The 20,573-nt window shown below is 63.1% G+C and carries 19 protein-coding genes; 14 read left to right on the forward strand and 5 right to left on the reverse strand.

Annotated elements, in window-relative coordinates; translation table 11 throughout:
• Nucleotides 1-19: 19 nt before the first annotated feature.
• The 6 genes from xerC (at nucleotide 20) to hslU (ending at nucleotide 6,945) form a co-directional block, all read left to right on the forward strand.
• Entirely contained in the window at nucleotides 20-943 is a 924-nt protein-coding gene (gene xerC / locus B0G74_RS19320; protein WP_132376390.1) for a tyrosine recombinase XerC, read from the forward strand.
• An 89-nt stretch (nucleotides 944-1,032) separates the two neighbouring features.
• Nucleotides 1,033-2,235: a class I SAM-dependent rRNA methyltransferase gene (locus B0G74_RS19325; protein WP_132376391.1), complete on the forward strand. Its 1,203-nt coding sequence runs from the start codon at nucleotides 1,033-1,035 to the stop codon at nucleotides 2,233-2,235.
• 202 nt (nucleotides 2,236-2,437) lie between these two features.
• Complete coding sequence (locus B0G74_RS19330) at nucleotides 2,438-3,526, forward strand: GTP-binding protein (RefSeq protein WP_132376392.1); 1,089 nt, start codon at nucleotides 2,438-2,440, stop codon at nucleotides 3,524-3,526.
• Nucleotides 3,527-4,217: 691 nt separating this feature from the next.
• Nucleotides 4,218-4,637 (forward strand): RNA polymerase-binding protein DksA, encoded by a 420-nt coding sequence (gene dksA / locus B0G74_RS19335; RefSeq protein WP_012431412.1) that lies wholly within the window; start codon nucleotides 4,218-4,220, stop codon nucleotides 4,635-4,637.
• Nucleotides 4,638-5,052: 415 nt separating this feature from the next.
• A complete protein-coding gene (hslV, locus tag B0G74_RS19340) occupies nucleotides 5,053-5,589 on the forward strand; it encodes an ATP-dependent protease subunit HslV (RefSeq protein ID WP_132376393.1) in 537 nt (178 codons plus the stop codon).
• A 9-nt stretch (nucleotides 5,590-5,598) separates the two neighbouring features.
• Nucleotides 5,599-6,945, forward strand: a complete 1,347-nt coding sequence (gene hslU / locus B0G74_RS19345; RefSeq protein WP_132376394.1) for an ATP-dependent protease ATPase subunit HslU — start codon at nucleotides 5,599-5,601, stop codon at nucleotides 6,943-6,945.
• A 140-nt stretch (nucleotides 6,946-7,085) separates the two neighbouring features.
• On the opposite strand, the gene B0G74_RS19350 is transcribed toward hslU, so the two are convergent.
• Together B0G74_RS19350 and B0G74_RS19355 are read right to left on the reverse strand one after the other, a co-directional pair.
• Complete coding sequence (locus B0G74_RS19350; protein ID WP_012431409.1) at nucleotides 7,086-7,628, reverse strand: response regulator transcription factor; 543 nt, start codon at nucleotides 7,626-7,628, stop codon at nucleotides 7,086-7,088.
• Nucleotides 7,625-8,935 (reverse strand): ATP-binding protein, encoded by a 1,311-nt coding sequence (locus tag B0G74_RS19355; protein WP_132376395.1) that lies wholly within the window; start codon nucleotides 8,933-8,935, stop codon nucleotides 7,625-7,627. Before B0G74_RS19355 ends, B0G74_RS19350 begins: the two co-directional genes overlap by 4 nt.
• Nucleotides 8,936-9,062: 127 nt before the next feature.
• Between B0G74_RS19355 and B0G74_RS19360 the strand changes: the two genes are divergently transcribed.
• Complete coding sequence (locus B0G74_RS19360; protein WP_132376396.1) at nucleotides 9,063-10,700, forward strand: hypothetical protein; 1,638 nt, start codon at nucleotides 9,063-9,065, stop codon at nucleotides 10,698-10,700.
• A 245-nt stretch (nucleotides 10,701-10,945) separates the two neighbouring features.
• Here B0G74_RS19360 and B0G74_RS19365 read toward each other — a convergent pair whose 3' ends face one another.
• On the reverse strand, nucleotides 10,946-11,164 hold the full coding sequence (locus B0G74_RS19365) for a cysteine-rich CWC family protein (RefSeq protein ID WP_132376397.1): 219 nt from the start codon (nucleotides 11,162-11,164) through the stop codon (nucleotides 10,946-10,948).
• A 266-nt stretch (nucleotides 11,165-11,430) separates the two neighbouring features.
• On the opposite strand from B0G74_RS19365, the gene argB reads away from it, so the two are divergent.
• From argB to B0G74_RS19400, 7 genes are all read left to right on the forward strand, one after another.
• The gene (argB, locus tag B0G74_RS19370; protein ID WP_007179687.1) at nucleotides 11,431-12,330 is read left to right on the forward strand and encodes an acetylglutamate kinase; all 900 of its coding nucleotides are present in this window, start codon (nucleotides 11,431-11,433) and stop codon (nucleotides 12,328-12,330) included.
• A 224-nt stretch (nucleotides 12,331-12,554) separates the two neighbouring features.
• Nucleotides 12,555-13,358 carry a pyrimidine 5'-nucleotidase gene (locus B0G74_RS19375; RefSeq protein ID WP_132376398.1) on the forward strand — a complete coding sequence of 268 codons (804 nt, stop codon included), beginning with the start codon at nucleotides 12,555-12,557 and terminating at the stop codon, nucleotides 13,356-13,358.
• A complete protein-coding gene (gene slmA, locus B0G74_RS19380) occupies nucleotides 13,325-13,996 on the forward strand; it encodes a nucleoid occlusion factor SlmA (RefSeq protein ID WP_132376399.1) in 672 nt (223 codons plus the stop codon). Before B0G74_RS19375 ends, slmA begins: the two co-directional genes overlap by 34 nt.
• 311 nt (nucleotides 13,997-14,307) lie before the next feature.
• A complete protein-coding gene (locus B0G74_RS19385; protein WP_132376400.1) occupies nucleotides 14,308-15,453 on the forward strand; it encodes a homoserine O-acetyltransferase in 1,146 nt (381 codons plus the stop codon).
• On the forward strand, nucleotides 15,450-16,058 hold the full coding sequence (metW, locus tag B0G74_RS19390) for a methionine biosynthesis protein MetW (protein ID WP_132376401.1): 609 nt from the start codon (nucleotides 15,450-15,452) through the stop codon (nucleotides 16,056-16,058). Before B0G74_RS19385 ends, metW begins: the two co-directional genes overlap by 4 nt.
• 14 nt (nucleotides 16,059-16,072) lie before the next feature.
• Nucleotides 16,073-17,467, forward strand: coding sequence for an AmpG family muropeptide MFS transporter (locus B0G74_RS19395; RefSeq protein ID WP_132376402.1), 1,395 nt, complete (start codon nucleotides 16,073-16,075; stop codon nucleotides 17,465-17,467).
• Nucleotides 17,464-18,768, forward strand: coding sequence for a M48 family metallopeptidase (locus tag B0G74_RS19400; protein WP_132376403.1), 1,305 nt, complete (start codon nucleotides 17,464-17,466; stop codon nucleotides 18,766-18,768). Before B0G74_RS19395 ends, B0G74_RS19400 begins: the two co-directional genes overlap by 4 nt.
• 90 nt (nucleotides 18,769-18,858) lie before the next feature.
• Here the strand turns inward: B0G74_RS19400 and B0G74_RS19405 are convergent, their stop codons facing one another.
• Together B0G74_RS19405 and B0G74_RS19410 are read right to left on the reverse strand one after the other, a co-directional pair.
• Nucleotides 18,859-19,638, reverse strand: a complete 780-nt coding sequence (locus B0G74_RS19405) for an exodeoxyribonuclease III (protein ID WP_012431400.1) — start codon at nucleotides 19,636-19,638, stop codon at nucleotides 18,859-18,861.
• A gap of 46 nt (nucleotides 19,639-19,684) precedes the next feature.
• Complete coding sequence (locus B0G74_RS19410) at nucleotides 19,685-20,524, reverse strand: PPK2 family polyphosphate kinase (RefSeq protein ID WP_132376404.1); 840 nt, start codon at nucleotides 20,522-20,524, stop codon at nucleotides 19,685-19,687.
• Nucleotides 20,525-20,573 lie beyond the last annotated feature (49 nt).

The following is a 20,573-nucleotide window of genomic DNA, read 5'->3' on the forward strand; positions in this document are numbered from 1 at the left end:
GCCGCTCAACAAGCCCATCGTGACCGCCGCCGACCCGATCGCCGCCTATCTGTTGAATCTCGAACACGAGCGGCGGCTGTCGGCACATACGCTGCGCGGCTACACCCACGAACTCGAAGAACTCAAGCAGTTGGCCAAAGGCAGGCCGCTCGAAAGCCTGACCGCCGTGGACATTCGCGGCGCCGTTTCGCGAGCGCACGCCGGCGGCCTGACGGCGCGCTCAATCAGTCACCGGCTGTCGGCGTGGCGCGCGTTTTACCGCTGGCTCGCCGGCCGGGTCGATCTGCCGGCCAATCCGGTCGCGACCGTGCGCGCGCCGAAGCAGCCTAAAACGCTGCCCAAAGCGCTTTCCGTCGACGACGCTACGCGCCTGATGGAAAGTCCGCCCGCTGCATCGCCCGAAGGTTTGCGCGATCACGCCATGCTCGAACTGTTCTACTCGTCGGGGCTGCGGCTCGCGGAACTAGTCGGTCTCGACGCCCGTTTCGCCGATGCCGACGGCTACCGCTCGGCCGGCTGGCTCAAGCTCGATTCCGCCGAAGTCGAAGTGCTCGGCAAGGGCAATCGGCGCCGCGTCGTGCCGGTCGGCAGCAAGGCGCTGGAAGCCTTGAGCGCCTGGCTCGCCGTCCGTGACCAGATGGTGAAGCACGATCCGCATCCACTGTTTCTGTCGGTGCGCGGCAACCGACTGTCGCCGAACGTCGTGCGTGAGCGCGTGAAGCGCGCGGCACTGGTCGCCGGCATTCCCGCCAATGTGCATCCGCACGTGCTGCGGCATTCGTTCGCCACGCACGTGCTGCAGTCGAGCGGCGATCTGCGCGCCGTGCAGGAACTGCTTGGCCACGCCAGCATCACCGCGACGCAGGTCTACACCGCGCTCGATTTCCAGCATCTCGCGCACGTCTACGATCAGGCTCATCCGCGCGCCAAAAAACGCGACTGACTCCGCGACTCGCGGCGTGCAGTCTCCGCCTTCGCTTCACCTGCCGCGTGCGCTAAGCCGCGCGGCCCATTGCTCTCTCTGACACCCTGATGAATACCGTTACGCTCAAACCGTCGAAAGAAAAGTCGCTGCTGCGCCGCCATCCGTGGGTCTATGCCAACGCGATCGACCGGATCGACGGCAATCCCGCGCCCGGCGCCACCGTGCTGGTGCGCGCGCACGACGGCCGTTTTCTCGCGCGCGCGGCCTACAGCCCGCACTCGCAGATCCGCGCCCGCGTGTGGAGTTTCGACGAATCCGAGCCGATCGATCACGCGTTCTTCAAGCGGCGCGTGCAGCGCGCGCTCGCCCATCGTCAGACGATGGTCCACGACACCGGCGCGGTCCGGCTGATTTTCGGCGAGGCGGACGGCCTGCCGGGCTTGATCGTCGATCACTACGTTGCCGAGGACGAAGGCCAGCGCAGCCAGTTGGTCTGCCAGTTCATGGCGGCGGGCGTCGAGGCGTGGAAGGAAGCGATCGTTGCGGCGCTGACGGGCGCGACCGGCTGTCCGAATGTCTACGAACGCTCGGACGTGTCGATTCGTCAGAAGGAAGGACTTGAACAGGTCACGGGCGTGCTGGCGGGCGAAGCGCCGTCGGAAGCGTTGATCGCGAGCGAAAACGGCGTGCGTTATCACGTCGACGTGCGCAACGGCCACAAGACCGGCTTTTATGTCGACCAGCGCGACAACCGCCTGCTGGTGCAACAGCTCGCGCAGGATCGCGAGGTGCTGAACTGCTTCTGCTACACCGGCGGATTCTCGCTCGCAGCGTTGAAAGGCGGCGCCAAACGGGTGGTGTCGATCGATTCGTCGGGCGACGCGCTGGCGATCGCCCAGCAAAACGTGGCGGCCAATGGTTTCGACGCCGAACGCGCCACCTGGCTCGACGCCGACGCGTTCAAAACGCTGCGCCGCCTTTACGACGACGGCGAGCGCTTCGACCTGATCGCGCTCGATCCGCCGAAATTCGCGCCGTCGCGTGAACATGTGGACCGCGCGTCGCGCGCTTACAAGGACATCAACCTGACCGGGCTGAAGCTGCTGCGCCCGGGCGGCCTGCTCTTCACCTATTCGTGCTCCGGCGCGATCGACGCCGAACTGTTCCAGAAAATCGTCTCCGGCGCGGCCGCCGACGCGCGCGTGGACGCCCGGATTCTCAAGCGACTGGGGGCCGGCGTGGATCACCCGTTGCTCACCGCGTTCCCGGAAGGCGAATACCTGAAGGGCCTGCTGTTGCAAATCGCCTGATCGCCCATAGTTTTAGGGGATATTTCCGGCGCCACCGGCATCGGTGAAAGCGGGCTCGAACCGGAGCTCGCCAACGCCGGCTCGGCAGATATGTTTCAATAACCGCCTGGACAGGGCAGCGCGCCACCTGGCTGCGCGCCCGGCCTACGCATTCGCTATTCACCCGATTACGCACCGTTTCACGACAATACAGGCGACCAATATGATTCCAGTCACCATCCTGACCGGCTTTCTCGGCAGCGGCAAAACCACCCTGCTCAAGCGCATCCTGAATGAAAAGCACGGCATGAAGATCGCCGTGATCGAGAACGAGTTCGGCGAAGAGAACATCGACAACGAAATCCTCGTACAAGACACGGGCGAGCAGATCATCCAGATGAGCAACGGCTGCATCTGCTGCACGATTCGCGGCGACCTGTCGCGCGTGCTGGGCGATCTGGCGGCGCAGAAACAGTCCGGCAAACTGGATTTCGACCGCGTCGTGATCGAAACCACGGGCCTCGCCAATCCGGGCCCCGTTGCGCAGACGTTCTTCATGGATGACCAGATCGCCAACGAATTCCTGCTGGACGCGATCATCACGCTGGTCGACGCCAAGCACGCGAACCACCAGCTGGACGAGCACGAAGTCGTGCAGCGCCAGGTCGGTTTCGCCGACCGCCTGTTCATTACCAAGTCCGATCTGGTCGATGAAAAGCAACTGGCCGATCTGCGCCACCGCTTGCTGCACATGAACCCGAGGGCTGCGATCAAGGTCGTCAATTTCGGCGAAGCGGACATCAAGGAAATCTTCGACCTGCGCGGCTTCAACCTGAATTCGAAGCTCGAGATCGATCCGGACTTCCTCGTCGAAGACGAACATGCGCACAGCCACGCTCACGCGCATGACGAGCACGGCCACACTCACGACGATCACGCCGACTGCGATCACGACCACGGGCAGTGCGATCACGAAGGCCACGATCACGCGCATCACCACCATGCGCACCACGACGACAAGATCAAGTCGTTCGTCTACCGCAACGACCGGCCGTTCGATCCGAACAAGCTGGAAGACTTTCTCGGCGGCATTCTGCAGATTTACGGCGAGCGCCTGCTGCGTTACAAGGGTGTGCTGTATATGAAGGGCGTCGACCGCAAGGTGGTATTTCAGGGCGTGCATCAGATGATGGGCAGCGATCTGGCCGCGAAATGGCAGCCGATCGAGAAAAAGACCAACAAGATGGTGTTTATCGGCATCGAACTGCCGCAAGACCTGATCACCGACGGTCTGGACGCCTGCCTCGCGTGATATGCGCGGGCGTCCTGGCTTGTCCGGGGCTTGTCATTCAGTCGGAGCGACAGCCCGCTCGGCGCGGCGCGGCGCGGCATGCGCCGTGCTGCCATGCCCAAAATGGGTGTATTCGTAAAGCGCGCGGCCGCCAAATCATCTGCTGAATCCGCCCGCCGGCAGCCGAAAGCTGACTGAAAAGTCGCGCGTGGGAAAAGCACGTGAAAACCCTGCTGTATTAAAGCGTGCACGACCATCGCTTTTTGGTCGTGCGCGCGTTATATTTTCGGGATATCGGGGTGCCGCACGGGGATTTTCACCACTTGCGGTGCTAGATTGTGATTCAGTTACAATACGTGCCCACTGGAGAATGACAACGAATTGCCCGGTCAGCGCGTATTCCGCGCCGGGCCTGAAAGGCGCCGGAAAATCTTATCCGGACGATACGCCGACAATGCCGGCTGGCAGCGCCTGAAAAGGCGCGCTGTCGGCAAGCAATGCCTCAGGAGCATCTGAGAATCGGTTTCCAGAGGAGTTCGGCCCCGCATTAGCGTTGCGACGCCCGGCGTGTGGGCGCCAGGCGCTTCGGCGTCACGACAGTCCATCGTCCGTGCCCGCCTTGGCGCTCCGCGTCCTCGAGGCGCATTTGCGGGCAATACGAAAGTGCGGGCACTACGTAAGAGTTTTGCCTCACATTGAAGAAGTAAGCCAGATGACGACGAAACGACTCTTGACCGAAGCCGAAATCCTGAAGATGAGCGACAAGGATTACATGAATGAGGATCAGCTCGCCTTCTTCAAGAACAAGCTCGAACAGCTGCAGGCGGACATTCTCCGCAATGCCGGCCAGACGACCGAAAACCTGCGCGAAACGGTAATCGTGCCGGACCCGGCCGACCGCGCAACGATCGAGGAAGAGCATGCGCTCGAACTGCGCACGCGCGACCGCGAGCGCAAGCTGCTGAAGAAGGTGCAGCAGTCGATCGCGCGCATCGATTCGGGCGACTACGGCTGGTGCGAAGAAACCGGTGAGCCGATCGGCATCCCGCGTTTGCTCGCACGGCCCACGGCCACCCTGTCGCTCGAAGCGCAGGAGCGCCGCGAACTGCGCCAGAAGCTGTTCGGCGACTGAAGGCTTGCGGCGCGGCTTCGGCTCCGCGCCCTGAAACGCTGCTTCGTCGAGAGGCGCACGGTGAGCCGTGCGCCTTTTTCTTTTGTGTGATGCTTTCTTTAGCGCTGCCTTGACGCTGGCGTTACGCGGATTCCCGGCGAACGTCCGCTGCCGCTGTCCTTCTGTCTCTTCCCTTGCACGCGGTGCCCACTCTTGCGCGCGTCGTCCGCTCCCGCACCAATTCGCGTGTTTTTTGTCTTATGCCATTTGCCGGCTCTTGATATGACCGCGCACGCCCTAAAATAAATCGGACATGCGCTGCACGAGCGCGCGCCGGCCGGTTCGTTTGTTAGCGTCGCGTGCCGTCCGCTTTCAGGATTCATGCGGTAGCGCAGTGCGCTGCCGCGTCCTACCCGTTTTGCAAAGAGGAACGCATATGGAGCAATTTCACGGCACGACGATCGTCTCCGTGCGCCGCGGCGACAAGGTCGCGCTCGGCGGCGACGGCCAGGTGACGCTAGGCAACATCGTCATGAAAGGCGGTGCGAAGAAAGTCCGGCGCATCTATAACGGCAAGGTGCTGGTCGGCTTCGCCGGCGGCACAGCCGACGCCTTCTCGCTGCTCGACCGCTTCGAAGCGAAGCTGGAAAAACATCAAGGAAACCTCACGCGCGCCGCCGTCGAACTCGCCAAAGACTGGCGCACCGACCGCATGCTGCGCCGTCTCGAGGCCATGCTGATCGCCGCGGACGCCACCACCACGCTGGTCATCACCGGCAACGGCGACGTGCTCGATCCGGAAGGCGGCATCTGCGCGATCGGCTCGGGCGGCGCCTATGCGCAAGCCGCCGCGAAAGCGCTCTCCGACAACACTGACCTGTCGCCCCGTGAAATCGTGGAGAAGTCGCTGGAGATTGCCGGCGACATGTGCATCTACACGAACCATAACCGCGTTATCGAGACGATCGAGTAAGGACCCACGATGAGCACCATGACCCCTGCCGAGATCGTCTCGGAACTCGACAAACACATCATTGGCCAAGGCCGCGCGAAAAAAGCGGTGGCCGTGGCGCTGCGCAATCGCTGGCGGCGTCAGCAGGTTGAAGATCCGCTGCGTCAGGAAATCACGCCGAAGAACATTCTGATGATCGGACCGACCGGCGTCGGCAAGACCGAAATCGCGCGGCGTCTGGCGAAACTGGCCGACGCGCCGTTCATCAAGATCGAAGCGACCAAGTTCACTGAAGTCGGCTATGTGGGCCGTGACGTGGACAGCATCGTGCGCGACCTGATCGAAATCTCGGTCAAGCAGACGCGCGAAACGGAAATGCGCAAAGTGCGGACCAAGGCCGAAGATCAGGCCGAAGACCGCATTCTCGACATTCTGCTGCCGAGCGCGCGCCCGGTCGGCTTCGGCGCAAGCTCGAGCGCGGCTGATACCGTCGACGAAGGCAGCACCACGCGCCAGACATTCCGCAAGCGCCTGCGCGAAGGCCTGCTCGACGACAAGGAAATCGAGCTCGACGTGGAACAGCCGCAAGTCGGCATGGACATCATGGGGCCGCCGGGCATGGAAGACATGACCGAGCAGATCCGTTCGATGTTCGCGAACATCGGCGGCGGCAAGAAAACGCGCCGCAAGATGAAGGTGAAGGAAGCGCTGAAAGTCCTCACCGACGAAGAAGCCGGCAAGATGTTGAACGACGAAGAGGTGAAAACCAAGGCGGTACAGAACGTCGAGCAGAACGGCATTGTGTTTCTCGACGAGATCGACAAGATCGCCTCGCGCAACGAAGCCGGCGGCGGCGAAGTTTCGCGGCAGGGCGTGCAGCGCGATCTGTTGCCGCTGGTCGAAGGCACCACGATCAACACCAAGTACGGCATGGTGAAGACCGATCACATTCTGTTCATCGCGAGCGGTGCATTCCACCTGGCCAAGCCGAGCGATCTGATTCCCGAACTGCAAGGCCGCTTTCCGATTCGCGTCGAACTGGACTCGCTCTCGGTGAACGACTTCGAATCGATCCTGGTGTCCACGGACGCGAGCCTCGTCAAGCAATATCAGGCACTGCTCGCCACCGAAGACGTGCACCTCGAATTCGCCGACGATGGCATTCGCCGCCTCGCCGAGATCGCGTACTCGGTGAACGAGAAGACCGAGAACATCGGTGCACGGCGTCTCTACACGGTGATCGAAAAGCTGCTCGAAGAAGTCTCGTTCGCGGCCGGCAATCACTCGGGCCGGACGGTGCAGATCGACGCGGCCTATGTCGATCGCGCGTTGAACGAAGTGGCGGAAGACGAGGATCTGTCGCGCTACGTGCTGTGATGCCGAAGCCGCGATCTGCTCAGGCTGTTGCCGTGTTCACAGCTTGAGGCGGATCGGATGCGACGCACATAAAAACGGGCTGCCTTTTGACAAGGCAGCTTTTTTTTCGCTTACGGCAAGCGGTGCCAAGACACCGTCTCTTACTGCTTGACCGGCCGCTTCGCCAGCTTGCGCTGCAGCGTGCGTCGATGCATGTTCAACGCGCGCGCGGTAGCGGAAATATTGCCGCCGTGCTCGGCGAGCACGCGTTGAATATGCTCCCACTCCAGCCGCGCCACCGACAACGGCGTGGGATGCTCGATCGCCTCTTCTGCTTGCAGTGCGCTCGCCTCACTTTGCAGCGCCGACAGAATCGTCTCGACGTTGGCAGGCTTGGCCAGGTAGTTATCGGCACCGTCTTTCACTGCCTGCACCGCGGTGGCGATGCTCGCATAGCCGGTCAGCACCAGCATGCGCGCGTCGGGCTGCAAATCGCGCAAGGGCGCGACGAGCGTCAGACCGGAGTCGTTGCCGAGATGCAGATCCACCGTGATCTGGCTGAACTTCTGCTGATTCGCCAGCTTGATCGCCTCGTCAGCGTTGTGCGCTTCGCTCACCGTGTAACCGCGCCGGGTGAGACCGCGGGCGAGGATGCCGGAGAACACCTCATCGTCGTCGATCACCAGAAAATTCATATCGCTCATGCCTGTTTCTCCGTGTTGGATGGCGCAGCGCCTTGACGGCCTTTGCCAGAAATTTTGCGCCCGGCGAGCGGCAGTTTCAGGACCGCGCGCGTGCCACGCGGCTTGATCGTGCTGACATCGGTCAGTTCGATCGATCCCTTCAGACGCGCCGCCGCCGAAAAAGCCAGATAGAGGCCCACGCCGTGTCCACCTTGCGTACTCTCGACCGGCACCGCGCCGAGCGAGCCACGCAACGTGGCCGGAATGCCCGGGCCCGCATCACATACTTCGAATACGATCTGGTCGCCGCGTGACGCCAGCGTGCAGGACAGCGTCACGTGATCGCGGCTTGCACGCGCGGCGTTGTCGAGCAAAATCGTGAGAATCTGGCTCACGGCCACCGTATCGTCAAGACTGACATCTTCCGGCGGCACGCCGATCCGCTCGAATTTCACATGCGGATGACGCAAGCGCCACTGCTCGCCGAACGATTCGAGCCACTCGCCAACCTGCTGCCGGTTGGTGGTTGTCGACGCCCGGCTGCGCAAGCGCGCAAGCGCCGACGTACACAATGTCATTTGTTGTTCGAGCAGTTCGAGATCGGCGCTATAAGGCGCAAGTCCCTTATCGGAACGCGCTGCATCTCGCAATTCTTCGGACAACATGGCAATTGTAGACAACGGCGTACCGATTTCGTGCGCAACGGTAGCGGCCTGCACACCCAGAGCGACCGCGCGTTCGTCGTGAAGCAAGCGCTGCTGCGCGTCTCCGAGCGCTGCGTCACGTAGCCGCAATGCTCGCGACATGCGCGCAACGAACCATGCAATGAGGCCGACACTGACCATGAAGTTCACCCACATGCCCGCGCGGTAGTAGTCGAACAGGTTCGCGGGATTGTCGAGATTCAGCGGCACGGAATCGAAACCGAGGACCGCGTAGCAGGCCACGGCGAACGCCGCGAGCCATGCCATCAGATGCCACGGCAGCACGGCCGCGGCAATCGCGAGCGATGGCAGGTAGAGCGAAACGAAGGGATTGGTGGTGCCGCCGGAGAGAAACAACAATGCCGACAACGCGCCCAGATCGACCCAGATCTGGCCGAACAACTCCATGTTGGATTCCGGGCGCTGCTGCGAGACGCGCCACCATGTGATTGCGTTGAAGATCACTTCGAGCGCGATCACCAGCAGCATGGCAGGCAACGGCAGGTGCACGCCGATGAAGATCTGCACGAACGCGATCGTCATCAACTGGCCAATGATCGCGAGACAGCGTAGCCAGAACAGATGTCCGAGATTGACGCGGCCGGTGTTGGTTATTCGATGCATGACTTTAATTTACCTGTTCGGACTAGTCCGACTTACCTCGCGGCTTCGCGCCGGTAACATGGAATTCTTGCGACAGCGCCTAATGGGGACGATCTTTTCTTCGATTCCACCATCGTGCAACCCATCCATGCTACCTACTTCCGACAACGAGGCCGATGCCTCCTCAGCTTTCCTGACTGTTCTGCGACAAGCCGCCGCAGCTAGGCAATACGGCACGGCACAGGCCGAAGCTGAATGCCTCGACGCCGCGGCGCGAATTCATCCGCTCGACTATGCGTCGCTCGATTCGCTCATCGCCAGGCTACTCGAACGACACCGTTCCGGCGACGCAGTCGAACTCGCCGCCATTATTGCCCAACTCGATCCGCACAACGCGCTTGCGCACTTTCGTCTCGGCCACACGCTGCAGATGGCGAATCGGCATCACGAGGCCATCGCCCCGTACCGTCATGCACTCGCAATCGATCCGCGATTGCCGCGCCTACGCAACAATCTCGCCGCCGCACTGACGTTCACCGGCGGCGACCTGAACGAACAGATCGCGCTTCTGGAAAGCGCCGTCCGCGATGAGCCTGACGATGGCAACGGCTGGACCAATCTCACGCACGCTTACCGCACGAATATGGATCTGCCGCGCGCGCTCGAAGCCGGCGCAAAGGCCGTGCAATGCGCGCCGCATAGCCCGCTGGCGCACAACAACTATGCGCTGACGCTGCGTGAGGCGCAACGCTGGGACGACGCGATGCAAGCCGCCCAAACCGCTTGCGCGCTGGCCCCCAACGATGCCTCCATGCGCTCCAATCTCTCCATGCTGCAACTCGTGCGTGGCGACTACGCGCACGGCTGGGCATCGCACGAGGCACGCTGGGACGGCTCTTCGGAATTGGGCGGCAACCGTCCTGTGATGCCGGCGCCGCTTTGGCGTGGCGAACCGCTCGCGGGCAAGACGCTGCTTGCGTGGGGCGAACAAGGCATGGGCGACCTCCTGCAGTTCTGCCGCTATATCCCGATGCTGGCCGAGCGCGTCCATCGCGAAGGCGGCCGTCTCATCTGGAATTCGTTTCCGCAGATGGGCGCGCTGCTTTCGCGCAGCCTCGGCGGTCATGCAGACGAGTTTTCGGCCGGCGGCGGCGTCGAATCGCTACCCGCGTTCGACTACGAGATTCCGTTGCTGAGCCTGCCGCTAATAGTCGACACGCACGAGGAAACGATTCCGGCGGCACCCTATTTGCGCGCGGACCCGGCAGCCGCCAAGTCGTGGCAAAAGCGGCTTGCCGGCGAATCGCGGCTCAAAGTCGGACTGACATGGACGGGCAGCCACGGCCATCAACGCAATCCGTTCCGGCGTGTCGGCTGGGAACGCTATGCGGCTTACTTCGGCGGCATGCAGGACGTGGCGTTCTATTCATTGCAGCCGGACGCCGGTGCGGACGTGGCGGTAGCGCGCACGGCCGGCTTGCCGATGGCCGACTACACCGCCGAATTCGCCACCTTCGACGACACCGCCGCGTTTGTGGGCGCGCTCGATCTTGTCATTACGGTTTGCACTTCTGCGGCGCATCTTAGCGGTGCAATCGGCCAGCGCACCTGGGTATTGCTCGACGTCAACCCGCACTGGGTCTGGTTGCTCGACCGCGGCGACAGCCCGTGGTATCCAAGCGCCACGTTGTATCGGCAGCCGCAATTCGGTCGGTGGGAGCCGGCGCTGGAAGCCGTCGCGCGTGATTTGAGCGCGCTTGCGGCCCAGCACCGCCGTGCGGCTTGAGCCAGTGACGCTCTCGTGGCTGGTGGCGCTCGTGGCCGGCGCTTTCATGGCCGGTGGGGCGTCCGCGCGGGTCTAAGGCGCTCGCCAAGCCGGCGATGCTCGCGTAGGCCTATGGCGCTACCGTAAGCCGATGCTGACCGAGTAGGCCGGCAGAGCCACCGCGACGCCTCCGTGAGCCGGCGGAGTCCCCATAAGCGCCTGATACTGCTCTCAAACAGCGCGGCTTCCGTCGGCCTCAACGCCGATCACGCACCGCCCGGCCGCCCCTGAGCCACCCGCGCAATCTCCGCCGCAAGACACTCCGGACACAGACAGCGCCCGCTCGAATCGAGCCGGTCCGCCGGCAACGGCGGCATCTCACGGCACCAGCAGTCAAAGGGTTGCCCATGCATTGCGCAATCGAACGCGTTGCCGCAGCGCGGGCAGCGCGCACTGCTTTCAGAGCGGGAAACGGACGGTTTCATGACGGGCCGGATACCCTCGCTTCAGCCTGGATCAGGAAATGATGCCACGACTGGCGAACCGTCGTGAGTCGTCCGTTCGGCTAGTTCACGGGTGCATCCAAAGCGCGGTACGCTTCCTCGTCCGATTGGCGTCCGTGGCATGTCATTGCGCGGCGCGCAAACCCGGTAATGCCCGCCGCCCGCGCAACTATCGAAAACCCTGTTGCAGCGCGCCAGTCCTGTACAATTCGCCCTGTTTTAACTGTCCCGTGCCTGAGCCTGCCGCCATGTCCGAGCTTCCCGACCTTTCGCAGATCGCGCCCACCCTGAAGGCTGAAATCCTGGCCGAGGCGCTTCCCTACATTCGTCAGTATCACGGTAAGACCGTGGTGATCAAATACGGCGGCAACGCCATGACCGAAGAGCGGCTCAAGCAAGGCTTCGCGCGCGACGTGATCCTGCTCAAGCTGGTCGGCATCAATCCGGTCATCGTGCACGGCGGCGGTCCGCAAATCGACCAGGCGCTGAAGAAGATCGGCAAACAGGGCACGTTCATCCAGGGCATGCGCGTCACCGATGAAGAGACGATGGAAGTCGTCGAATGGGTGCTCGGCGGTGAAGTGCAGCAGGACATCGTCACGCTGATCAACCATTTCGGCGGCCACGCGGTCGGCCTGACGGGCAAGGACGGCGGCCTGATCCACGCGCGCAAGATGCTGATGCCGGATCGCGACAATCCGGGCCAGTACGTCGATATCGGCCAGGTGGGCGAAGTCGAGGCGATCAACCCGGCGGTCGTGAAGGCGCTGCAAGACGACGCGTTCATTCCGGTGATCTCGCCGATCGGCTTCGGCGAAGACGGCCTGTCGTACAACATCAACGCGGATCTGGTCGCGGGCAAGCTGGCGGTCGTGCTGAACGCCGAAAAGCTCGTGATGATGACCAACATCCCCGGCGTGATGGATAAGGAAGGCAATCTGCTGACCGATCTGTCGGCGCGCGAAATCGACGGCCTGTTCGCCGACGGCACGATCTCCGGCGGCATGCTGCCGAAAATCTCGTCGGCGCTGGACGCGGCCAAGAGCGGTGTGCGTTCGGTGCACATCATCGACGGCCGCATCGAGCACTCGGTGCTGCTGGAAATTCTCACCGAACAGCCGTTCGGCACGATGATCCGTTCGCATTGATTCCTGCCTCAAACCCGGCACACGCGGCACGTCAACTCGGCGCGCCCTGTGTGCCGTGCCTTTGCGTCGGCCAGTCGTACGGCGCGCACAGCGTCTTCGGCGGCTCACAACGCGCCGCCATGGCGCGCCTACCCGCTCTCCCCTCTTTTTTCATCAGCCGCACCGTGAACCGTTCGCGTTCGCCGCGTGAGGCAACTGTCCGCGCCTGAACGGCGCCCTCCATCATGCGCACTCCCACTTCCCGACGCCGCCGACCGCACATCGCAGGAGGCCGTCCGGTCTGGCTGTTCGATCTCGATAACACGCTGCATCACGCATCGCACGCGATCTTTCCGGCAATCAATCAAGGGATGACGCAGTACATCATCGACGCGCTGCAAGTGGACATCGACGAAGCCAACCGGCTGCGCACCGGCTACACGCAACGCTATGGCGCAACGCTGCTGGGCCTGACGCGCCACCATCCGCTCGATCCGAACGACTTCCTGAAGGTCGTGCACACCTTCCCGGATCTCGGCTCGATGATTCGCCATGAACGCGGCGTCGCACGCCTCGTGGCTGCCCTGCCGGGTCGCAAGATCGTGCTGACCAACGCGCCCGAAGCCTATGCGCGCGCGGTGCTCGCCGAACTGCGGATCGAGCGTCTGTTCGAACAGGTAATCGCCATCGAGCACATGCGCGATCGCCGCCGCTGGCGCGCCAAGCCCGACCACGCGATGCTGCGCAAGGCCATGCGCGACGCGCACGTTTCGCTGAAGGACGCGATCCTCGTCGAAGACACGCGCTCGCATCTGAAGAACTATCGGCGGCTCGGCATCCGCACGGTGTGGATCACCGGCCATCTGCCACGCAAGCCACACGCGGACGGCGTGCCGACGCGCCTGCCGGGCACCGGCCGGCCGCACTATGTCGACCGGAGCATTCGTTCGTTAAAATCGCTACGACTGAGCACCCGCTCGGTTCGATTGAAAAGACAGCAGACGGGACGACAGCCATGCAGCCGATCGACAAGCCTGACGAAGTCTTAACCGAACACGAACCGACCAGCACGCTCGCCGCGCCGCGCGCGCAGCGCCTGAAGCCGGGCGAGCGCCGCGTGCACATCCTCCAGACGCTCGCCGCGATGCTGGAGGCGCCCAAGAGCGAAAAGATCACCACCGCGGCGCTCGCCGCGCGGCTGGGCGTATCGGAAGCCGCGCTGTACCGTCATTTCGCCAGCAAGGCGCAAATGTTCGAAGGGCTCATCGAGTTCATCGAGCAGACTATCTTCGGGCTGATCAACCAGATCGCCGACAAGGAAAGCAACGGCGTGCTGCAGGCGCGCTCGATCGCGCTGATGCTGCTCAACTTCCCCGCGAAGAATCCCGGCATGACGCGCGTGCTGACGTGCGAGGCGCTGGTCGGCGAGCATGAACGGCTCACCGAGCGCGTCAATCAGATGCTGGAGCGCGTCGAGGCTTCGTTGAAACAATGTCTGCGCCTCGCGCAGATGGAGGCGAACACGGCTGAAAGCGCCGTCCCACTGCCTGCCGGCTACGATCCCGCAATCCGGGCGAGCCTGCTGCTGAGCTACATCATCGGCCGCTGGCACCGCTATGTGCGCAGCGGCTTTGCGCGGCCGCCCGCCGAACACGCCGACGCGCAACTGCTCCTGATTCTTCAGTAGTCCGCGTGGCATGCGCCGCGCCTTGCTCTGCGCCCGCGACGTTGCCGCATGAAAATTTCCGCTATACTTTGCGCCTGACTGCGGCACCCCGATGCATGCGGGACCGCTGTCCGCAACACCCTGAACACCTGCTTGAAAACCATATACGCGCCGATTTGCTGACTCGATTGCGGGCGCGCGAACTGCCGGGAACGTTTTCCCGCGGTTCACTATAAATGCGGCTAAAGAGGTCGTCAGCCGCGCACACAGTCGTTCCTCCGTGCCTTTGCCGACGCCGTTTAGCCGCCCTGTTTTGATAAATGGCGGAATGAATGGAATCGATCGGTATCGTCGCTCCCCAAAAAATGCATTTCACCGAGCCGCTGCAGTTGCAGAACGGCAGCTCGCTCGCCGGTTACGACCTGATGGTCGAGACCTACGGCACGCTCAACGCCGCGCGTAGCAACGCGGTGCTGGTGTGCCACGCGCTCAACGCCTCGCACCATGTGGCAGGCGTATACGCCGACAATCCCAAGGACATCGGCTGGTGGGACAACATGGTCGGACCGGGCAAACCGCTCGACACCGACAAGTTCTTCGTGATCGGCGTGAACAACCTGGGATCGTGCTTCGGCTCGACCGGGCCGATGAGTATCGACCCGGCCACCGGCCATCCGTACGGCGCGACGTTCCCCGTCGTGACGGTCGAAGACTGGGTCAACGCCCAGGCGCGCGTCGCCGATCAGTTCGGCATCACGCGCTTCGCCGCGGTGATGGGCGGCAGCCTCGGCGGCATGCAGGCGCTCGCGTGGAGCATGATGTATCCGGAGCGCGTCGGTCATTGCATCGTGGTTGCGTCCACGCCCAAGCTGTCGGCGCAGAATATCGCGTTCAACGAGGTCGCGCGCTCGGCGATCCTGTCGGACCCCGACTTCCACGGCGGCAACTACTACGCGCACAACGTGAAGCCGAAGCGCGGCTTGCGCGTCGCGCGCATGATCGGCCACATCACGTATCTGTCGGACGACGACATGGCCGAGAAATTCGGCCGCTCGCTGCGCCGCGCGGAAGGCGCGCTGGATGCGTACAACTTCAACTTCGACGTGGAATTCGAGGTGGAGTCGTACCTGCGCTACCAGGGCGACAAATTCGCCGACTACTTCGATGCGAACACGTACCTGCTGATCACCCGCGCGCTCGATTACTTCGATCCGGCCAAGGCCTTCGAAGGCGATCTGACGGCCGCGGTCGCGCACACGACGGCGAAATACCTGATCGCCAGCTTCTCGACCGACTGGCGTTTCGCGCCGGCCCGCTCGCGCGAACTGGTAAAGGCGCTGCTCGACCACAAGCGCACGGTCACCTACGCGGAAATCGACGCACCGCACGGCCACGACGCCTTCCTGCTCGACGACGCGCGCTACCACAATCTGATGCGCGCCTACTACGAACGTATTGCGAACGAGGTGAACGCATGAACCAGCGAGCACTCGATTACCTGGCGCTGCGCCCGGACTTCCGCGCGATCGCCCGCTGGGTCGAACCGCGCGCCACGGTGCTGGATCTGGGCTGCGGCGACGGCTCGCTGCTCTCGCTCCTGACCGAGGAACTGGACGTGCAGGGCTACGGCATCGAAATCAACGACGCCGGCGTGCTGGCGTCGACGCAAAACGGCGTCAACGTGATCCAGCAGAATCTGGAAGACGGCCTGCGCCTGTTCGAAGACGCCAGCTTCGATTTTGCGATTCTGTCGCAGACGCTGCAAACCATTCATCAGACGGCCGCGATCCTGCGCGAGACCGTGCGGGTCGGCAAGGAATGCATTGTGTCGTTCCCGAACTTCGGCTACTGGGCGCATCGGCTCTCGGTGCTGCAGGGCCGCATGCCGGTGTCGAAGTCGCTGCCTTATCAGTGGCACAACACGCCGAACGTGCGGGTGCTCACGATCGAGGATTTCGAGGCGCTGGCGCCGGAAGTCGGCATCGAGATTCTCGACCGCGTGGTGCTGCACGACGGGCAGGTGGTGCGGTGGGGCGTGAACTGGCGTGGTAGTCTTGCGGTCTATCGCGTCAAGAAAAGCTAACGCAAGTTATCCACATGTCGAACCCGCCGCACGAGGCGCCTGCACTTACCGCTCACGAAGAACATCCCGGCTGGCGCGCGTTCCTGAATACGCGCATGCTGATCTGCGTCTTTCTCGGCTTCACGTCGGGATTGCCGCTGTTCACGCTCGTCTATCTGGTGCAGGCGTGGTTACGCTCCGAAGGCGTCAATCTGAAGGAAATCGGCCTCTTTGCGCTGATCCAGTTCCCGTACACCTGGAAATTCATCTGGGCGCCGCTGATGGACCGCTACGTCCCGCGTTTTCCGGGCTGGCGTCCGGGCAGACGGCGCGGCTGGATGCTGGTCACGCAGATTCTGGTGGCCGGCGCCATCGCCACCTTGGGATTCGTGTCACCTAAAGATTCGATCTGGACGGTGGCGGCATTGACGGCGCTGGTCGCGTTTTTTGGCGCAAGTCAGGACATCGTGATCGACGCCTACCGGCGCGAGCTGCTGAGCGACACGCAGCAAGGGCTCGGCAACGCGGTGCATGTGAACGCGTACAAGATCGCGGCATTGGTGCCGGGCTCGCTCGCGTTGATTCTGTCCGATCATTTGCCGTGGACCACCGTTTTCATCGTGACGGCCGCGTTCATGTTGCCCGGCATGGTGATGACACTGGTGGTGCGCGAACCCGCGGTCCACGGCACGCCGCCCAAGAACCTGCGCGATGCGATCGTGCAGCCGTTCAAGGAATTCATTCAGCGCGACGGCTGGCGCGGTGCGCTGTTCGTGCTCGGTTTTATCTTTCTGTACAAGCTCGGCGACACGATGGCGACCACGCTGTCCACCTCGTTCTTTCTCGACATCGGCTTTTCGCGCACGCAGATCGGCGTGATCGCGAAGACCACCGCGTTCGGCGCGAGTCTGGCGGGCGGGATCGTCGGTGGGATCTGGCTGATGAAAATCGGCATCGGCCGCGGGCTGTGGATCTTCGGCGTCCTGCAGATGGTGTCGACGCTCGGCTTCGCGTGGCTCGCGCATCTCGGACCGGCTTCGCCCGGTCTCGTGGCGATCTACGACATCGCCGTCTGGCTGAGCGAGGGCACGACGAAGCTGCTCGCACTGGTGGGCGTCGATTGGGCCGTGCAGCTCGAGCCGCGTTCAGTCGCGCTGGCGCTCGTCTACGGCTTGGAAACCTTTGCCACCGGTCTGACGATGGCGGCGTTCACCGCCTATATCGCCAGCACCACCGATCCGCGCTATACGGCCACTCAGTTCGCACTCTTCACGAGCCTCGCTTCGGTGCCGCGCACGCTGGCTTCGGCGGCGAGCGGCTACGTGGTCGCGCAGATCGGCTGGTTCGATTACTTCATCGTCTGCACCGCGCTGGGGTTGCCCGGCATGTTGCTTCTGCTGCGCATCGCGCCGTGGAGGACGCGGTCGTGAAGGCGCTTCTTTCGAAGGGCGCGCTGCGCTCGACTACATCCCGGCGTCCTGCGCTCAAAGCCAGCCGCGTGGTACCGCACGCAGTATGGGCGCTCGGCTGTGTGAGCCTGGCGTTGACCGCGCCATCGAGCGCCTACGCGGCGGCCGCCCCGGCAGCCGCTACCAGCGCACCCGCAGCGGCTCCGGCGGCCGCACCGGCCACGACGGCCGCGCCGACGGCGAAGTCCGCAGCGACTGCCGCGAGCCCGGAAAGCGCGACGTCGGCGGCACAAGGCGCGAATAGCGCCACCAGCGCGCCGGGTGCCGGCAGCGCGCCCGCTGCTGCGACGCCGCCCTCGCCGCCTGCATCGCCCTCGTCACCTCAATCGACGCAGCCGCCGCCGGCCCCGGTCACGGCCAGAACGCCCGCTGCGACAGCTTCGCCTCCCGCGGCCGCCAAGGCGCCTGCCCTCCCGTCGATGCCCGCGCCGGCGTCCGCATCGTACAGCCCGAACACGCAGCTACGTTACGGCGGCTACCTGGTGTTCCGCAACCTGATCCCATCGCCGATGCTCGAGGCGCAAGCCGCCGAAGAGTTCGAACAGATCGCCTACGGCGCCGAGCACGCGAACCGTCTGTACGGCGACACGGACGCGCACGTCACGCGCGTGCGGTCGACCGTCGACAAGATGATTCCGTACTCGCTGAAATGGAACGAGCGGGCCAAGAACTGGAAGTGGGATGTGGCAGTGGTGCGCTCGCCCGATATCCGCATGTACTGTCTGCCGGGCGGCAAGATCGTCGTCTACGGCGGCCTGCTGGATCGCGCGCGTCTGAACGACAACGAGCTCGGCATGCTGATCGGCCATGAGATCGCGCACGCGCTGCGGGAGCATGCGCGCGAGCGGCTCGGCCAACTGCAGGCGAGCCAGCTCGACTCGTCCGGCACGATCCCGCAGCTGTTCGGGCTCGCCGATCTGGGCGCGGCCCCGCTCGGCATCGGTTCGCGCCTGCTGGAAATGAAGTACGAGAATACCGACGAGACCGAAGCCGACGTGATCGGCAGCGATATTGCGTCGCGCGCCGGCTTCGATCCGCGCGCGGCGGTCACGCTCTGGGACAAGCTGGCGCAGGCCACGCGCAGCAACCGCGATCAGGGCTTCATCTACGTGCATCCCTACACGCCGGCGCGCCGCCAGGACATCATCAAGCGCTTGCCCGACATGCTGCCGTTGTACGCGAAGGCGATCGGCAAAACGGTGGACGCGCTGCCGGACTACGCCGGCATGGGCCTTCCGCGCCGCAAACTGGTCCGCGATTGAATTGCGCGGGCCGAATGCGCCCGCGGCTCTTTTCTGACGAGACAAATTCTGCGTTGAATTTAGCCTCGCCTGCCACGCCGCGAGTTGTGCTTACTTCTTGACCTTGTGGTCGTAATCCACCGTCAGCGGCGCGTGGTCGCTGAACTTGATATCGCGGAACACGTCGGTGCGTTTCGCCTTGCTCGCGATACCCGGCGTCGCGATCTGATAATCGATCCGCCACCCGACGTTCTTCGCATACGCCTGACCGCGATTGCTCCACCACGTGTACTGTTCGGGCCGCTGGTCGAGCGTGCGGAACACGTCGACGTAACCCACTTCATCGAACAGTTTGGTGAGCCATGCACGCTCTTCCGGCAGGCAACCTGAGTTCTTCTGGTTGCTCTTCCAGTTCTTGATGTCGATTTCCTTGTGGACGATGTTGACGTCGCCGCACACGATCACTTCACGCTCCTGAGACAGTTCCGCGAGATGCGGCATGAACTCGTCCATGAAACGGTATTTGGCCTGCTGGCGTTCGTCGCCGCTCGAACCCGACGGCACATACACCGAAATCACCGACAGCTTGCCGAAACGCAGTTCGACATAGCGTCCTTCCGGGTCGAACTCCTCGCTGCCGAAACCGATCACCACTTCGTCCGGTTCGTGACGCGTGTACACGCCCGCGCCGCTGTAACCCTTCTTCACGGCGTGCTGGAAATAGCCGGTGAAATTGTGCGGGGCCATGAATTCCGGCGTCATGTCGTCCTGCGAGCATTTGATTTCCTGCACGCACAGCACATCGGCCTTCTGTTCGCCGAACCAGTCGAAAAAGCCTTTCTTCGCCGCTGAGCGGATGCCGTTCAGGTTCGCGGTAATCACACGCAACATGTCGTTCCTTTTATGTTCGATTCGTTGATGAAGCGAAAGGGCACGGTCACTCGACCTTGATGCCCTTCAGCGATTCTTTGGCGGGCGGATATTCGAGCTTGAGCGCTTCGAACGTGCGCAACAGCAACTCCGCGACCATTACATTACGATGCGTCTTCGAGTCGGCCGGGATCACATACCACGGCGCGTACTCCGTCGAAGTCGCGGCCAGCGCGTCCTGATATACCGCCTGATATTTGTCCCACTGCTTGCGCGCTTCGAGATCGGCGACGTCGAATTTCCAGTGTTTGCTCGGATCGTCGATGCGCGCCTGCAGCCGCGTACGCTGCTCGTCTTTCGAAATGTGCAGCATGCATTTGACGATGGCCGTGCCGCTATACGCCAGCAACTCTTCGAACTGGCGGATGTGGCAGCAGCGTTGCACGAACGCTTGCGCGTCCAGAGTGCCGAGCACGGTGGGCACCAGCAGATCTTCGTAGTGACTGCGGTTGAAGATCGTCAGTTCGCCGGCGGCCGGCGCTTGCGAATGCACGCGCCAAAGAAAGTCGTGCGCGAGTTCGACGGGCGTCGGCGCCTTGAACGGCACGATGCGCAAGCCGAGCGGATCGACTTCGTGAAACACCGCGCGGATCGTGCCGTCCTTGCCGCTCGTGTCCATACCCTGCAGCACCAGCAATACGCGGCGCGTCTGCTGCGCGTGCAAGCATTCCTGCAAGGTGTCGAGCTTCGCGCCGATCTCCGACAGACGCGCCCTGTCGGTGTCTTTCGAACCGCTCGAAAATGGCTTGGCGGCCGGGTCGAAGTCGCTCAGCGAGAATTTGCTTTTTTTCTTGCCGTCGTCGAAATACGGCACGCGGAAATCGTCGAGTTCGGGTTGCTTGGCCATCCACACACTCCGTGATCTGCGTTTAAAAAGACCCGCAAATGAAACGGGC

Origin of the sequence: Paraburkholderia sp. BL9I2N2 (genome assembly GCF_004339745.1) — a bacterium.
In the GTDB taxonomy this organism is placed as follows: domain Bacteria; phylum Pseudomonadota; class Gammaproteobacteria; order Burkholderiales; family Burkholderiaceae; genus Paraburkholderia.

Excerpts from the sequence above, each read along its gene's own strand:
- B0G74_RS19325 (WP_132376391.1), top strand. The coding sequence starts at position 1,033 with ATGAATACCGTTACGCTCAAACCGTCGAAAGAAAAGTCGCTGCTGCGC.
- B0G74_RS19330 (WP_132376392.1), top strand. The coding sequence starts at position 2,438 with ATGATTCCAGTCACCATCCTGACCGGCTTTCTCGGCAGCGGCAAAACC.
- dksA (WP_012431412.1), top strand. The coding sequence starts at position 4,218 with ATGACGACGAAACGACTCTTGACCGAAGCCGAAATCCTGAAGATGAGC.
- hslV (WP_132376393.1), top strand. The coding sequence starts at position 5,053 with ATGGAGCAATTTCACGGCACGACGATCGTCTCCGTGCGCCGCGGCGAC.
- hslU (WP_132376394.1), top strand. The coding sequence starts at position 5,599 with ATGAGCACCATGACCCCTGCCGAGATCGTCTCGGAACTCGACAAACAC.
- B0G74_RS19350 (WP_012431409.1), bottom strand. The coding sequence starts at position 7,628 with ATGAGCGATATGAATTTTCTGGTGATCGACGACGATGAGGTGTTCTCC.
- B0G74_RS19355 (WP_132376395.1), bottom strand. The coding sequence starts at position 8,935 with ATGCATCGAATAACCAACACCGGCCGCGTCAATCTCGGACATCTGTTC.
- B0G74_RS19360 (WP_132376396.1), top strand. The coding sequence starts at position 9,063 with ATGCTACCTACTTCCGACAACGAGGCCGATGCCTCCTCAGCTTTCCTG.
- B0G74_RS19365 (WP_132376397.1), bottom strand. The coding sequence starts at position 11,164 with ATGAAACCGTCCGTTTCCCGCTCTGAAAGCAGTGCGCGCTGCCCGCGC.
- argB (WP_007179687.1), top strand. The coding sequence starts at position 11,431 with ATGTCCGAGCTTCCCGACCTTTCGCAGATCGCGCCCACCCTGAAGGCT.
- B0G74_RS19375 (WP_132376398.1), top strand. The coding sequence starts at position 12,555 with ATGCGCACTCCCACTTCCCGACGCCGCCGACCGCACATCGCAGGAGGC.
- slmA (WP_132376399.1), top strand. The coding sequence starts at position 13,325 with ATGCAGCCGATCGACAAGCCTGACGAAGTCTTAACCGAACACGAACCG.
- B0G74_RS19385 (WP_132376400.1), top strand. The coding sequence starts at position 14,308 with ATGGAATCGATCGGTATCGTCGCTCCCCAAAAAATGCATTTCACCGAG.
- metW (WP_132376401.1), top strand. The coding sequence starts at position 15,450 with ATGAACCAGCGAGCACTCGATTACCTGGCGCTGCGCCCGGACTTCCGC.
- B0G74_RS19395 (WP_132376402.1), top strand. The coding sequence starts at position 16,073 with ATGTCGAACCCGCCGCACGAGGCGCCTGCACTTACCGCTCACGAAGAA.
- B0G74_RS19405 (WP_012431400.1), bottom strand. The coding sequence starts at position 19,638 with ATGTTGCGTGTGATTACCGCGAACCTGAACGGCATCCGCTCAGCGGCG.
- B0G74_RS19410 (WP_132376404.1), bottom strand. The coding sequence starts at position 20,524 with ATGGCCAAGCAACCCGAACTCGACGATTTCCGCGTGCCGTATTTCGAC.